Source organism: Roseomonas gilardii subsp. gilardii (genome assembly GCF_023078375.1).
Classification (GTDB): domain Bacteria; phylum Pseudomonadota; class Alphaproteobacteria; order Acetobacterales; family Acetobacteraceae; genus Roseomonas; species Roseomonas gilardii.
This window is the reverse complement of sequence record NZ_CP095555.1, coordinates 118,556-132,177: the sequence shown is the minus strand read 5'-3', so window position 1 is coordinate 132,177 and position 13,622 is coordinate 118,556. Positions and strand designations below refer to the sequence as shown.

Genomic DNA, 13,622 nt, shown 5'->3' with positions numbered 1-13,622 from the left:
GAAGCCGGGGGCAGGGCCCTGACCCCCAAGGACCGTGGAGGCATGCCAGATGCGTATCGTCGAAGTTCGTGAAGTCACCAAACCCATCGCGTCCCCGATCCGCAACGCCTACATCGACTTCAGCAAGATGACCGCGAGCCTCGTCGCGGTGGTCACGGATGTCGTGCGCAACGGACGGCCCGTGATCGGCTACGGCTTCAATTCCAATGGCCGCTACGGCCAGGGTGGGCTGATCCGTGAACGCTTCCGCGACCGGATCCTGGAGGCCGATCCTGCGAGCCTGCTGGACGAGGCACGCGATAACATCGACCCGGCCAAAGTCTGGGCGGCCATGATGCGGAACGAGAAGCCGGGCGGGCATGGCGAGCGGTCCGTGGCGGTCGGGACCCTCGACATGGCGATCTGGGATGCGGTGGCCAAGATCGAGGACAAGCCGCTGTTCCGCCTGCTGGCCGAGCGCCATGGGCGTGAGGCGGACCCGAGCGTCTTCGTCTATGCGGCCGGCGGCTACTACTACCCTGGCAAGGGGGACGAGCAGCTACGGGCCGAGATGCGTGGCTACCTCGACCGTGGTTACAACGTGGTCAAGATGAAGATCGGCGGCGCCTCCATCGAAGAGGACCAGCGCCGGATCGAGGCGGTGCTGAAGGAGGTCGGCAGCCAGGCGCAACTGGCCGTGGATGCGAATGGGCGCTTCGACCTGGAAACCGGCATCGCCTACGCGAAGATGCTGCGCGGCTACCCGCTCTTCTGGTACGAGGAAGCGGGTGATCCACTGGACTACGCCCTTCAGGCCGCACTGTCCGAATTCTACCCGGGCGCCATGGCCACCGGCGAGAACCTGTTCTCGCATCAGGATGCACGCAACCTGCTGCGCTATGGCGGCATGCGCCCCGACCGTGACTGGTTGCAGTTCGACTGTGCCCTTTCCTACGGGCTGGTGGAGTACCTGCGCACCCTGGAGGTGCTGAAGCAGTTCGGATGGTCGCCGTCACGCTGCATCCCGCATGGCGGGCACCAGATGTCGCTGATGATTGCAGCCGGGCTCGGGCTGGGTGGCAATGAAAGCTACCCGGACCTCTTCCAGCCCTATGGTGGCTTCCCTGACGGCGTGCGCGTCGAGGGCGGTCGCGTGACCATGCCGGAGCTTCCTGGCATTGGCTTCGAGGGCAAGTCCGACCTCATCAAGGTGATGCGCGAACTGGCGGCCTGACCACCTCGGGGACCCGGCGGGAGGCGGAGACGGACTGTTCCCTCGCCCGCCGGGGACCCGCCGGCCCGTTCACGCGGCCCGCCCGCGATGGCAAACCCAGCGCCCGATCCGTGGTTCATCCATCAGGTAGTTGCGCTGCGTCGCGGAGCCTTTATTCCGGTTGGTAATTCACGCTCCGGAGCAGTTCTCCGGCACGCTTGATCTCGCTGGCAATGAAAGCCTTGCTGTCCTCGGTGCTTTCCGTCACCGGTTCCAGCACCTGCTTTGTCATCCGCTGGACGATTTCGGGGTCCCGCATGGTTTCCTGCATCAGGGTATTGATACGCTGGCAGATCTCGGCGGGTGTTCCCCGTGGCGCCCAGACGCCATACCACGACTGGAACTCGTAACCCGGCAAACCGCTTTCCGCCATTGTCGGCACGTCGGTCGCGAGAACCGAGCGCTCCGCAGTGGCAATGCCGACCGCGTTGACCTTGCCGTCGCCGCGTGCCGGCAGCAGCGCGAAGCACGGATCGATCAACAATTGCACGCTGCCACCCATCAGATCCGTCAGGGCGGGCTGCGTCCCGCGATAGGTCACCATGTCGAGGTCGAGACCGGTGCGGCGGAGGAACTCGATGGTGGCCAGGTGCCCTGCGGAGCCAAGCGAGGAGATGGCGAAGTTCCACTCCCTGGGCTTTTCCTTCGCGGCCGCGATGATGTCCTTCAGGCTCTTCTGCGGACGGAGGCCGGAAGAAACCATGACGAGCGGTGCCTTCGCGGTGCGCGCCACGACTTCCAGATCCCGCTGCGGATCGAAATTCGCCCCCTTCAGCACCAGCGGCATGACCGCGGTGTTGAAGGCGGAGGCGAGCAGCGTGTAGCCGTCGTTCGGTGCCTGTAGCACGGCATTGGTGCCCACCAGCCCCGCGCCGCCGGTGCGGTTCTCGGCCACGGCCGTCGCGCCGAGCTTTTCCTGCAAACGTTGCGCCAGCAAACGCCCCAGCGTGTCGTTGGCGGCGCCGGGTGGCCATGGGATGATGACACGGATGGGCTTGCCGTGCGGCCAGGAGCCCTGGGCGTGGATAGCAGGGATGGACAGCGTGCCGGCACCCACGGCACCGGCGGCCAGAAGCAGGCCACGTCTCTTCATTGGCAGATCCTCCGGATGTTCTGTTTTTATCCCGCCGGCCTTCCTGGCCGGTCGTCGCTTGTCCCGCATCTCACGGGAGGCCGGCGAGCGTGGGCACGCCGGCCACCATCTCAGCCGCCGAGAAGGCTTGTCTTCTCCTCCGCGCTGAGGGCCATCAAAGGCGGCCGCATCCGCATCCAGCCCGTGTGACCGCTCCGTTCGGCGGTCAGGGCCTTCAGCGATGCCATCTGCGCGAAGCGCGAGGCCCGGTTCCGCATCGTGACCACGCGCTCCTGCGCCGCCTCCACTTCGGCCGAGCGGCTGTCGTCCAGGGCGTGGCGGTAGATGAAGGCCAGGTCTCGCGCGACGAGATTGGACGTGGCCGTGATGCAGCCAGCCCCACCCTGCCGCCGCAGCGGCAGGAGCAGCGGATCGGCGCCCGCGAGCACGGAGAAGCCCGGAAAGCGCTCCACCATGGCCAGCATGTTCCCGATGTCGCCGGCGGAGTCCTTGATTCCGACCACCGTCCCGGGGAAACGCTCGATCAGCCGCGCGATCACCGCGAGGGAGAGAGGCACCGCCGACATCTGCGGGATATGGTAGAGCACCACCCTGAGCCTGGCGTCGCCCAGACGTTCGATCACCTCGGCATAGGCAGCGAAGACCCCGTCATCCGAGACGTTCTTGTAGTAGAAGGGCGGCAGCATCACGACCGTCGTGACGCCCAGGGACAGGGCATGACGGGTCAGTTCCACTGTCTCGGTCAAGGCGGCGACGCCTGTCCCGGGCAGGAGGCGATCCGGCGCGATACCGGCGCCGATGGTGGCCTCCAGCAAGGCCTTACGCTCGCCGACAGAGAAGGAATTCGCCTCGCCCGTCGTGCCGAGCATGGCGATGCCGTCGCATCCCTCCTCCAGCAGCCAACGCGCATGCTCAGCGAAAGTGGCATGATCGGGTGCCAGTTCGGCAGTCAGCGGGGTCAGCGCCGCGCAGAACACGCCGCTCGGACCTTTGAAGGCCGCGGCCGAGGCATGGATGGGCTTGTCGAGAGTCGCGCTCATGCGTTGTTGCTCCGGATCCAGTCCTCGGTGACGGTCACGTATTTGATGGCCTGACGGTACACGGTGTAGGCGATGTGCAGACGTCCATCCGGACCCTGCACGATGCTGGGGTAGGAGAACTCGCGATTCAGCCCTTCGCGCGAGTTGTTGGTCATGCAATAGCCGTCGCCCGTCTCCAGATTGCGCCGGATCGGCCAGGTTCGGCCTCCATCCTCGGAGATCGCCACCGTCATCGGTGCGCGCGGCACACCCCAGAAGGTGCTGCGGCGGCTGTGGTCGATCGGCGCGACGACCTTGCCGTCATCGCTCTCATCCTCGATATCATCGTAGAGTGACAGGCGGCGCTCGGTGGCATCCACCGCACTGCTCTCATTGAACACCATGGCGAGATGGCCGTTCTTCAGCCGCGTCACCTGGATCGAGGAGTTGTTGTTGGGCAGTTCCGTCGGCTGAGGCGCGCTCCAGCTCCGCCCCCGGTCCTGGGAGTGGGAGACATAGACATTGTCGGCCCAGCGGCTGCGGTAGAAGGCGGCGAGCGTTCCATCACGCAGATCGACGATGCTCATATGCACGCAGCCCAGGCTGTCCGGTACGGCCACTTCGGTCCAGCTCCGCCCCTGATCGGAGGAGATCATCACGGCACTGGTGTCGTCATCGCCGACCCACTTCTTGCCCGGCGTGCTGGTGCAGATCCAGATCGGCAGGAGCCAGTCGCCATTGTCCAGCACCACCACCGGCTGGCGCATGAAGGTGCCACCGCCCTGCCGCGGGCCGAACAGCGTCTCGATGGGTCCCCAGGAGCGGCCGTTATCGGTGGAAACGCGCTTGCGGACGACGGCGGTGTCCTGGTTGCCGGAAATCTGCGCCGTCCAGATCAGCCAGAGCTCGCCATTCGGCGCAGGGAAGAGCAGGGGGTTCTGCTCTGACTTCGTTGGGTCGTCCGACAGCCGCACCGGCGCCGACCATCGGTCCGATCCTTTCTCCAGGCGGGAGAAATAGGCGGAGATATCGGGCACGCCCTCCTGCGTGCCACCGAACCAGACGCAGCCCAGCGAGCCATCGGGCAGAGGCATCAGGTTCGCGGCATGGCTCTGCACCGTGGCCGGGGGCAGGAAGGCCTCCAGCCGTGCCGGATCGTCCTCGGCCGGACGTACACGGCCTACCTCGCCCAGCTCCAGCTTCCCGTTCTCATTCGTTCGGATCATGGTCCGGGCCTCTCAGTAGGCGGAGTCGTAGATGGCCAGGATCTGGTCCTGGGTCAGGTCGCGCGGATTGTTGTCCAGCAGGCGGCGGATGGCATGTGCTTCCCTGGCCATCGTCTCCAGGTCGTCGCGCGGCACGCCCAGGGCGGAGAGGCGCATCTCGATCCCGAGATCGGCACAGAAGCGATGCGTGGCGCCCCGCACCACGGCTTCGTCCACGCTCTTCGGCAGGCCCAGGGCCTCCAGCACCAGCGCGGTCTTCTCCGCCGTCACCGAAGCATTGAAAGCGAGGGTGTGGGGGAAAATAAGAGCGCAGGCGAGGCCGTGCGGGATGTGATGGCGCGTGCCAAGCGGATAGGCGACGGCGTGTCCGGCCGTCGTGTTCACGGGGCCGAGGCAGAAGCCGCCATACATGGACGCCACCGCCAGGCCGGCACGCGCCTCCCGGTCCGAGCCATCGGCCACGGCGCGCTTCAGGAAGCGCCCGACCAGGCGGATGCCCTCCAGCGCATAGAGGTCGATCAGCGGGTGCGCCTTGCGGCTGGTGAAGGCTTCCACGCAATGCGCCATGGCGTCCACGCCGGTGGCCGCGGTGACAGCGGGCGGAACCGTCAGCGTCAGGTCCGGATCGATGATCGCGATATCCGCCAGCATATGGCGGCTTTGCACCGCGGCCTTGTTCTGCGTCGCCGGGTCGGTGACGAGGGCGCGCGTACCGCCCTCGCTGCCTGTGCCGGATGTCGTTGGCACCTGGAAGAGCCCAAGCTTGCGTCCCGCAACCTTCTCCGGCCCTACCACCTGCCCGAAGCTCTGCCCGCTGCCCGGTAGCACGGCCACGAGCTTGGCGAGGTCCATGGCACTGCCGCCGCCAAATCCAACAACGAGGTCCGGCTGCACCTGCTCCGCGAGGGCCAGGGCTTTCTCCAGGTTCGGCAGATCGGGTTCCGGCTTCACCTCGCCGAAAACCGTGACATGGCCAGGCAGATCGAGCAGTTCCACGCGATTGGCATTGAAGGCGTCAGAGATCACCAGCGGCCGCCTGTAGCCACGCGCGCGCGCCCAGCGGCCGGCGGCCGAGACCAGACCACCGCCGAACTCGACGATGGGCGGACGGACGATCTCGATGGGTGTCAGCAGGTCATTCATGTTCGGCTCTCACGCATGGAACTCGGTCTGAAGTCAGATTCCGCTCTGGGTCTTCGCCGGTCGCGGCTGGACGGCCCTTCGTGTCAGCAGCATGGCCTTGGTCAACTCGTCTGCCACGCCGCGCAGGCGCGGCAGGCCGGCTGCCACGAAGTCTTCCAGTTGGTCTCGGTTGGCATCGATGGTGAGGCTGACGCCGGAGACAGGATGCCCCTCTTCGTCCAGGATAGGCACGGCGACGGTGCGCAGCCCGTAGGCGTTCTCGCCATCCGAGATCGCGAACCCGCGTTCCTTCACCTGGGAGAGCCGATCCAGCAACGCGCCCAGATCGGTGATGGTCCGATCGGAGAGCTTGACCCGTTCACGGCGCTCCAGGTGGTCAATCTGCTGCGCGCGAGGCAGGTAAGCCAGCATGGCGTGGCCCAGTGCTGTCGCATAAGCGCCAACCCGGGTGCCTGGATGGCGCAGGATGTTGTGGCGGTCGAGCCCAATCTGGACGCGCGCCAGATATACGACGTCCCCCGCATCGATGGTGCCGAGGGAAGCGGCATCTCCGGCTTCGGGCACGAGCTCACGCAACAAGGGCACGGCATGGTCGGAAAGGCCGTTCGCCGAGAGGGCCGCGAAGCCGAGCTCAAGGCATTGCAGTGTCAGGCGGAAACGCCGGGTGCCTGGCACCGCGCGAAGATAGCCCAGGGCTTCCAGGGTATGGATCAGACGAAATGCCGTGCCTCTGTCCAAACCGGCGCGGGTGGCCACCTCGGCCAGGGTCAGTTCCGGGTATTCGGGGGCGAAAGCCTTCAGGACGGCAAAGGTCTTTGCCGCGGACTGCACCATGTTCTTCGGGTTGTCGGCAGCGGTTTTTCCCCCGCCCTTAGGGACGGAGGCGATGTCCGCCGGTGCGGGCTGTCTGGCCACAGCGGTGTTCACCGCCTCTCCCTTTATGTTCGGATTGCGAACTTGTGTTCGTTTGGCCATACAGTCGCCCTCTGCCCGATGTCTGTCAACTCATCTTTGCTGCCGGTTCCGGAAGCAGCCCCGGTATCGGCCCCTTCTACCGGCTCAGAGTGAGCTCCCCCCGCATATCACGATGTTCTGCCCTGTGATGGCGGCTGCATCGCCCGATAACAGGAAGGCGACCGTCCCAGCGACTTCCTCCGGCCGGATCAGGCGCCCGATGGGAGGAATGCGCGGGGCCGATGAAACGCGTGACGGGTCGTTCAGCATGGGCGTATCGGTTGCCGCTGGTGACACGAGGTTCACCGTGATTCCCCGGGGCGCCAGCTCCGCAGCCCAGGAGCGCGCGAGCCCGTTGAGCGCCGCCTTGGTGGCCGCGTACTGGCTGCGCCCCGCCGCCCCGGTCGCGGTCCGGCTGCCGATCAGGATGATCCGGCCACCCGGGCCCATGCCATCGAGAAGCCTGTCAGCGAGGATGCTGGCAGCCTGCACATGCAGCTGCCACATCGCCATTCCCGCTTCGGCCTCCAGATGGCCCAGGGGGTTGGTGCTCATCAGTCCGGCGGCATGAACGAAAGCCTGGACCGACAGGTTCTCGGTCGCATCCAGGAGGCTCCGCGGAGAGGACAGGTCCGCCGCACGGTGCTCGAAACCCGGATCATCGATCCGGGGACGACGCCGGCTCAGCCCTGTGACGCGCCAGCCTCTGCTGAGCAGCAACCTCGAAATGGCCTCGCCGATCCCGGAACTTGCGCCGGTGACGAGGGCATGGGGTGCCGTGGCCTGAACTGTCGTCATGCTGCTTGTGCTCCTCCTGCTGGAAATGCGGGCTGCTTCGAGAACGGCCTTTCCACTGATGCCCAGGCGCAAAAGGCTGTTGACGGCGTGGCCCACGCACCGATATGAGGCTTGTAAATTAGAGAACTAAAGTTCGCAATCCGAACATAAGAATAAACGCAAACAGGGCTTCAGGGGCGCTGGGGGGAAACGCCACGGACATGACGATATTCGCTGATCCGGGGTCCCATCGTTCCACCGAGCTCCTGCCGGGCCATCGACCGGGCTCTGAGAGCCTTCGTGTGCAGTAGGGGACGCAGGAATGCACCAGTTCAATGCCGGCGAGAGCGCGATCATCATCGCGATCATCGTCGCCTACATCGCTGTCACATCCTGGCTGACGATAAAACTGCGCAGCCGGAACAGCTCGCAGTTCATGGTGGGCTCCAGAGCCATGCCGGCGGCCGTGATCGGCGTTCTGCTGATGAGCGAGTTCATTGGTGCCAAGTCCACCGTCGGCACGTCGCAGGAGGCCTTCAACTATGGGATCGCCGCCGCCTGGTCCGTGGTCGGAGCGGCCATCGGCTTTCTGCTCTATGGCCTCTTCTTCGTCCGGCGGCTTTATGCCTCCGGCGAGTTCACGATCTCCGGCGCCATCAATCAGAAATTCGGCCGTTCCACCAAGCTCACCGTCTCCCTGATCATGATCTATGCGCTGTTGCTGGTGAATGTGGGGAACTATGTCTCGGGTGCGGCCGCGCTCTCCACGGTGCTCAAGGTCAATCTGACACTTGGCATGTTCATCATCGCGATCGTCAGCACCTTCTACTATGTCTTCGGCGGCCTGAAAGGTGTCGCCTATGTGACGATCCTCCACAGTGGGGTAAAGGTCATCGGCATCGCGCTGATCCTTGGCTTCGCCCTGTCCATGACCGGAGGTATCCGCCCGATGGTGGAGGGGTTGCCGCCGGAATACTTCAGCATGACCGGTAAGATCGGCGTGCCCACGATCATTGCCTGGATCATCGGCACGGTGGGCGCGATCTTCTCGACCCAGTTCATCATGCAGGCCATTTCAGCCAACAAGGATGAGGCGTCGGCCCAGCGTTCGGCTTTCTATGCCGCGGCATGGTGCTTGCCGCTGGGCATCGCGCTGGGGCTGATCGGCGTCGCGGCGAAGTTCCTGCAGCCGACCGGCAACAGCCTCTATGCTCTGCCGATGTTCCTCCAGGCGATGAACCCCTGGCTGGCAGGCCTCGTGACCACCTCGCTCGTGGCCTCGGTCTTCGTCAGCGTCAGCACCGTTGCCCTTGCCATGGCATCGCTGATCGTGAAGGACTTCTATGTGCCTTATGCGAAGCCGACGCCTGAGCACGAGTTCCGGATGACCCGGTGGATTTCCCTGGCCATCGGTTTCGCACCGCTGATCTTCGTGTTCTTCGTGCCGGAGATCCTGAAGCTCTCCTTCTTCACGCGTGCCCTGCGCCTCTCCATTTCCATCGTCGCCGTGATGGGCTTCTATCTCCCCTTCTTCAGGAGCAATCGCGGCGCCACGCTGGGGCTGCTTGCTGCTGCCGTGGCCACGACGATCTGGTACGTACTGGATAACCCCTATGGCATCGACAACATCTATATCGCGGCGGTGGTGCCTGCGGCGGTTCTGGTGGCCGAACGCGTGCTGAGCGGTCTCTTCCCGGTACGCTCCGCCACGCCTGCCTTGCCAGAGCACTGAGGCCCCATGGAGCGCTGGCTGATCCTGGCGGACGACCTGACGGGTGCCGCGGACTGCGCGATCGCCTTCGCGCGGCGCGGGCTGGAGGCCGGGGTCGGCTGGCATGCGGGCCTGGGGCAGGGCGGTGTGGCGGAGCGGGCGGACGGCACGGTCCTGGCGGTGGATGCCGACAGCCGCCGCCTTTCGCCCGGGGCCGCCGCCGCCCGGCACGCGGCCCTGCTGGCCCGTTTGCACCGGTCCGGGCAGGGGTTGATCAAGAAGATCGACTCCACCCTGCGTGGCGAGCCGATGGCGGAGCTTGCGGCCACGCTCAGAACCCTGCGTGCCGCCTCCGGCCCTTCCCTGGCCCTCGTCGCCCCGGCCTTCCCTGGAACGGGCCGCACGACCATGGAGGGGCGCATCCATCTCGACGGCATACCGCTGGAGCAGACCCCGCTCTGGGCACGCGATCACACCTATGCCAGCGCGCATCTGCCGGAGGCGCTCCGGACCGAGGGGCTGCGCAACGCCGTCCTGCCACTGACCGTGCTGCGGGATGAGGCCGCCCTGGCCGCAGCGCTGCGCCATGCTCTGGATGAGGCCCTGGCCGGGAGGCTGGACGCGGTGGTCTGTGATGCCGAGACAGCTGACGATCTCGGTCTCCTGGCCCGTGCCAGCCTGCCCCTGGCCGGACGGCTGTTCTGGGTCGGGTCGGGCGGCATCGCCGCCGCCTTGGCCGAGGCCCTGCCGGCGACAGGACGGACACCCCCATGCCTGCCTTGCCGCGCAACGATGCCGGCATACTGCTGGTGGTCGGCAGCGTGGCCGAGGCCTCCCGCAACGCCGCCGCTCGACTGGTCACGGAAGGCGGCGCCATCCCCTTCACTGTCGCGCCGTCGCTGCTGCTGGCCGGCCCAGCCGGCTCAGGCTGGGCGCCTTTGTCGGCGGAGATCGCCGCCTCCCTGGACCAGGGGCACGACACGCTGGTGCAGATTGCGCCCGATCCCAGCGCCAACCTGCGCCAGGGGGCAGCCCTGGCCGAGGCCCTGGCCTTGCTCCTCGCCCAGGCGGGCACCCGCATGGCCGGCCTTTTCGCCACCGGCGGCGAGACCGCCTGTGCCCTGCTCACCACCCTCGGCGTACACGGCATCCGCCTGCTGGAGGAGGTGGAACCCGGCGTGCCGCTCGGCATCACCCAGGGTGCGCTGCGCGTGCCGGTGATGACCAAGGCCGGTGCCTTCGGCCATGAGCGTAGCCTGCTGAACAGCCTTGCCCGCCTGCACGACCTTCTCGGAAAACGGACATGACCCAGAACCAGGACAACCTTGCCCAGGACCGCCCCATCATCGCCATCACCATGGGCGACGCCTCGGGCATCGGGCCGGAGATCATCATGAAGGCCCTGGCCCGGCCGGAGGTCCACGCCCTGTGTCGCCCGCTGGTGGTGGGCGAGGCGGTGCGGCTGCGTGAGGCCGGCGCCATCATCGGGTCCAGCCTCACCGTGCGGCCGCTCGCCGAACCCTCCGGAGCGCGCTACGAACCCGGCACGGTGGATGTGATCGATCTCGGGATCATCCCGGCTGGCCATCCCTTCGGGCAGGTCCTGCCACTCTCGGGGGAGGGCGCCTACCGCTACATCGAACGCGCCACACGGCTGGTCGAGGCGGGCGAAGCGGACGCCATCTGCACCGCGCCGCTGAGCAAGGAGGCGCTGCACGCGGCCGGCCACAAGTACCCCGGCCATACCGAGCTGCTCGCGCATCTGACCGGCACGCCGGAGGTTTCGATGATGCTGGTCGCACCGAAGCTGCGCGTGATCCACGTCACCACGCATATCGGGTTGATGGACGCGATCCGGCGGATCGAGCCTGGCCTGGTCGAACGCGTCATCGCCCGCGGCCGTGCCACGCTGGTCAAGGCCGGCATCGCGGAGCCCCGCATCGGCGTCTGCGGCATCAACCCGCATGCCGGGGAGAACGGACTCTTCGGCCAGGGCGAGGAGGAGGAGAAGATCATCCCCGCCGTGCAGGCGTGCCGCGCCAAGGGATGGCAGGTCGAGGGCCCGCTGCCCGCCGACACACTCTTCTTCCGTGCCGCGCGTGGCGACTTCGACCTGGTCGTGGCGATGTACCATGATCAGGGCCACGGGCCGGTGAAGGTGATGGGGCTGGAAGCAGGGGTGAACATCACCATCGGCCTGCCGGTGATCCGCACCTCGGTCGATCATGGCACCGCCTTCGACATCGCGGGCCGGGGCATCGCCGATGACGGCAGCCTCGTCGAAGCGCTTCGGCAGGCTGCGGACCTCGCCCCGCGCCGACAGCAGGCCGTCATGGCCTGATCGTCCCGCGGCAGCCTGTTCGGGATCCTGGCAGGGCGGCTCCGGCGCGTGGCGAGCGACGCTACGCCCCGGCGCAGCAAAGAACCTGTCCAACTGCGAGGATCTTGGGGCGGCTCTTCGCTGCGGGATCAGGGAGTTCCGCTTGGCAGTGCGGCAGGCGGGAACCGCGCGCCCGCCCGGAAACGTCAGGCGTGCTGGATCTTCCGCTCCTCGCTGAGCCTGCTCCAGCGGGCGGTCTCGCGCCTGACGAATTCGGTGAATTCGGCTGACCAAGGTGAAGCACCTTTGGACCAATGGTCAGGTCGAGCGCATGAACCGGACCATCAAGGACGCGGCCGTCAAGCGCTTCCACTACGATGATCACTCTTGGTTGCGGCGCCAACTCGCCGACTTCCTTGATGTCTACAACTTTGGCCATCGTTTGAAGGCCCTGACGCCCTATGAGTTCATCTGCAAGCAGTGGACAGCTGAGCCAGAGCGGTTCAGGTTCAATTCGCTCCATCAAATGCCGGGACTGAACACTTGGTGGGCCATACTGTGCATCAACGGCATTAACGTTCCCGCAAGCCTTATGATTACGATGTCTGTATGACGTGTCTCGGCGAGGGCGATCGGATGGGCACGGCTCTCCACTCTGCGCCATCCTCCCAGGAACCCCAGCAAAACCCATCAGAATGCCGCGACCTTCCCCCGGGCCGAGTCAGCCAGACGCTCCGGGGCGTATGGGGCGGGGTCCACGATCGGCGGCGCCCCGGTCAGCAGATCGGCGACCATGTGACCGGCGCCGGTGCCGATCCCGAAGCCGTGACCGCTGAAGCCGGCTGCCAGGATCAGCCCTGGCAGCCCGGCAACCTCGCCGATCGCTGGCACGCCATCAGGGGTGCTGTCGATATAGCCCGCCCAGCGCGCAGTCACGGGCGCATCCGCCAGCGCGGGCAGGAGGCGCCGGGCGCGCGCCAGGGTCTCCTCGATCTGCCGGGGATCCGGGCTGGGGTCGAGGATACGGCAGGCTTCCATCGCGGTCGGTGCATCGAGGCGCCAGCGCCGCAGAGTCTCATGCCCCGCCGCCCAGGCCTGCCGGCCGCCGAGCGAGAGGCTGCCACGCCGGCTGAGGAACATGGGGACGAACTGCCGCGCAAAGCGGAGTTGTTGCGGCGTCGGATCGACGCGGGCACCGCCGCTGATGGCCAGGGCATAGCTCCCCTCGCTGCGTCGCGTGACCGAGACGCCCGTGGTGTGCAGTGCCTCCGGCAGGCCGGCACGCGACGCCACCGCCAGGATCGAGGCCCGCACCGAGGCCTGCGGAAAGCGGATCGCGTACTGGTTCAGGAAGGAGGAGGCCCAGGCCCCGCCCGCGAGCACCACGGTGCCGGTGCGGGTCACCCCGGCCTCGGTCACAACGCCGCTGACCCGGCCGCCCGCGCGCTCCAGTCCACGGGCCGCGCAGAACTGATGAACCGTTCCGCCCGCGCGCATCACACCCAGCGCCATGACTGGCGCTGCTCGCTCCGGATCGGCGACGCCGTCGGTCGGCGAGAAAACGCCGCCCTTCCAGCTCTTGCCCGTGGCGGCACCCCGCGCCGTTGCCTCGGCGGCCGAAAGCATCTGCGTGTGGACGCCGGCGCCACGGGCGAAGTCATGCCACTTCGCCCATCCGGCAATCTGAGCCTCGTCGTCGCTCAGATAGAGGAGGCCGCAGCGGCGGAATCCAAGGTCCACCCCGATCTCCTCCGCGAGGCGATCCCACAGCGCGAGGCTGGCCGTGGCCAGCGGAAGCTCCCGCGCATCGCGATTCTGCTGCCGGCACCAGCCCCAGTTGCGACTCGACTGCTCGGCACCGATCCGGCCTTTCTCGACCAATGCGACCGAGACGCCGCGACGCGCCAGGTAGTAGGCTGTGGAAACACCCACGATGCCGCCGCCGATGACGACGACCTCCGCCTGCCGCGGGAGGTTGGGCGTGGTCTCGATGTGCAACAGCGGCGCCGGCATGCAGTCCTCCCATCCAGTGCCATTCTAGCCACTCCTGCCGTGGGACGAAGGCTGGTGTCCCGCCATTGGCGGCAGATTGTTGCGTGGGATGAGGGTGGTACAGGTCATTCTGCG

Annotated in this window: 11 protein-coding genes and 2 pseudogenes; 6 read left to right on the top strand and 7 right to left on the bottom strand. The window is 66.7% G+C overall.

Going from position 1 to position 13,622, the window contains the following annotated elements:
- Positions 1-49 precede the first annotated feature (49 nt).
- Positions 50-1,213 (top strand): mandelate racemase/muconate lactonizing enzyme family protein, encoded by a 1,164-nt coding sequence (locus MVG78_RS20130; protein WP_247560993.1) that lies wholly within the window; start codon positions 50-52, stop codon positions 1,211-1,213.
- Positions 1,214-1,364: 151 nt separating this feature from the next.
- On the opposite strand, the gene MVG78_RS20125 is transcribed toward MVG78_RS20130, so the two are convergent.
- From MVG78_RS20125 to MVG78_RS20100, 6 genes are all read right to left on the bottom strand, one after another.
- Positions 1,365-2,345 (bottom strand): Bug family tripartite tricarboxylate transporter substrate binding protein, encoded by a 981-nt coding sequence (locus MVG78_RS20125; RefSeq protein WP_247560991.1) that lies wholly within the window; start codon positions 2,343-2,345, stop codon positions 1,365-1,367.
- Positions 2,346-2,455: 110 nt separating this feature from the next.
- Complete coding sequence (locus MVG78_RS20120; protein WP_247560989.1) at positions 2,456-3,385, bottom strand: dihydrodipicolinate synthase family protein; 930 nt, start codon at positions 3,383-3,385, stop codon at positions 2,456-2,458.
- Positions 3,382-4,590: a sialidase family protein gene (locus MVG78_RS20115; protein WP_247560987.1), complete on the bottom strand. Its 1,209-nt coding sequence runs from the start codon at positions 4,588-4,590 to the stop codon at positions 3,382-3,384. The genes MVG78_RS20120 and MVG78_RS20115 overlap by 4 nt, the downstream gene beginning before the upstream one ends.
- A gap of 12 nt (positions 4,591-4,602) precedes the next feature.
- On the bottom strand, positions 4,603-5,733 hold the full coding sequence (locus tag MVG78_RS20110; protein ID WP_247560985.1) for an iron-containing alcohol dehydrogenase: 1,131 nt from the start codon (positions 5,731-5,733) through the stop codon (positions 4,603-4,605).
- 33 nt (positions 5,734-5,766) lie between these two features.
- Positions 5,767-6,660 (bottom strand): IclR family transcriptional regulator, encoded by an 894-nt coding sequence (locus MVG78_RS20105; RefSeq protein WP_345892904.1) that lies wholly within the window; start codon positions 6,658-6,660, stop codon positions 5,767-5,769.
- A 132-nt stretch (positions 6,661-6,792) separates the two neighbouring features.
- On the bottom strand, positions 6,793-7,485 hold the full coding sequence (locus MVG78_RS20100) for an SDR family NAD(P)-dependent oxidoreductase (protein WP_247561120.1): 693 nt from the start codon (positions 7,483-7,485) through the stop codon (positions 6,793-6,795).
- A gap of 301 nt (positions 7,486-7,786) precedes the next feature.
- Here MVG78_RS20100 and MVG78_RS20095 point away from each other — a divergent pair, with 301 nt between their 5' ends.
- The 5 genes and pseudogenes from MVG78_RS20095 to MVG78_RS20075 form a co-directional block, all read left to right on the top strand.
- Positions 7,787-9,196 carry a sodium:solute symporter family protein gene (locus MVG78_RS20095; RefSeq protein WP_247560983.1) on the top strand — a complete coding sequence of 470 codons (1,410 nt, stop codon included), beginning with the start codon at positions 7,787-7,789 and terminating at the stop codon, positions 9,194-9,196.
- Positions 9,197-9,202: 6 nt separating this feature from the next.
- A pseudogene (locus MVG78_RS20090) lies at positions 9,203-9,850 on the top strand (four-carbon acid sugar kinase family protein); the annotation flags it as partial.
- Positions 9,851-9,945: 95 nt separating this feature from the next.
- On the top strand, positions 9,946-10,482 hold the full coding sequence (locus tag MVG78_RS20085; protein WP_247560981.1) for a nucleotide-binding domain containing protein: 537 nt from the start codon (positions 9,946-9,948) through the stop codon (positions 10,480-10,482).
- Entirely contained in the window at positions 10,479-11,516 is a 1,038-nt protein-coding gene (pdxA, locus tag MVG78_RS20080) for a 4-hydroxythreonine-4-phosphate dehydrogenase PdxA (protein WP_247560979.1), read from the top strand. The genes MVG78_RS20085 and pdxA overlap by 4 nt, the downstream gene beginning before the upstream one ends.
- Positions 11,517-11,778: 262 nt before the next feature.
- Positions 11,779-12,108: pseudogene (locus MVG78_RS20075) on the top strand (integrase core domain-containing protein); the annotation flags it as partial.
- Between the two features lie 77 nt (positions 12,109-12,185).
- On the opposite strand, the gene MVG78_RS20070 reads toward MVG78_RS20075, so the two are convergent.
- Complete coding sequence (locus MVG78_RS20070) at positions 12,186-13,508, bottom strand: NAD(P)/FAD-dependent oxidoreductase (RefSeq protein ID WP_247560977.1); 1,323 nt, start codon at positions 13,506-13,508, stop codon at positions 12,186-12,188.
- Positions 13,509-13,622: the final 114 nt, after the last annotated feature.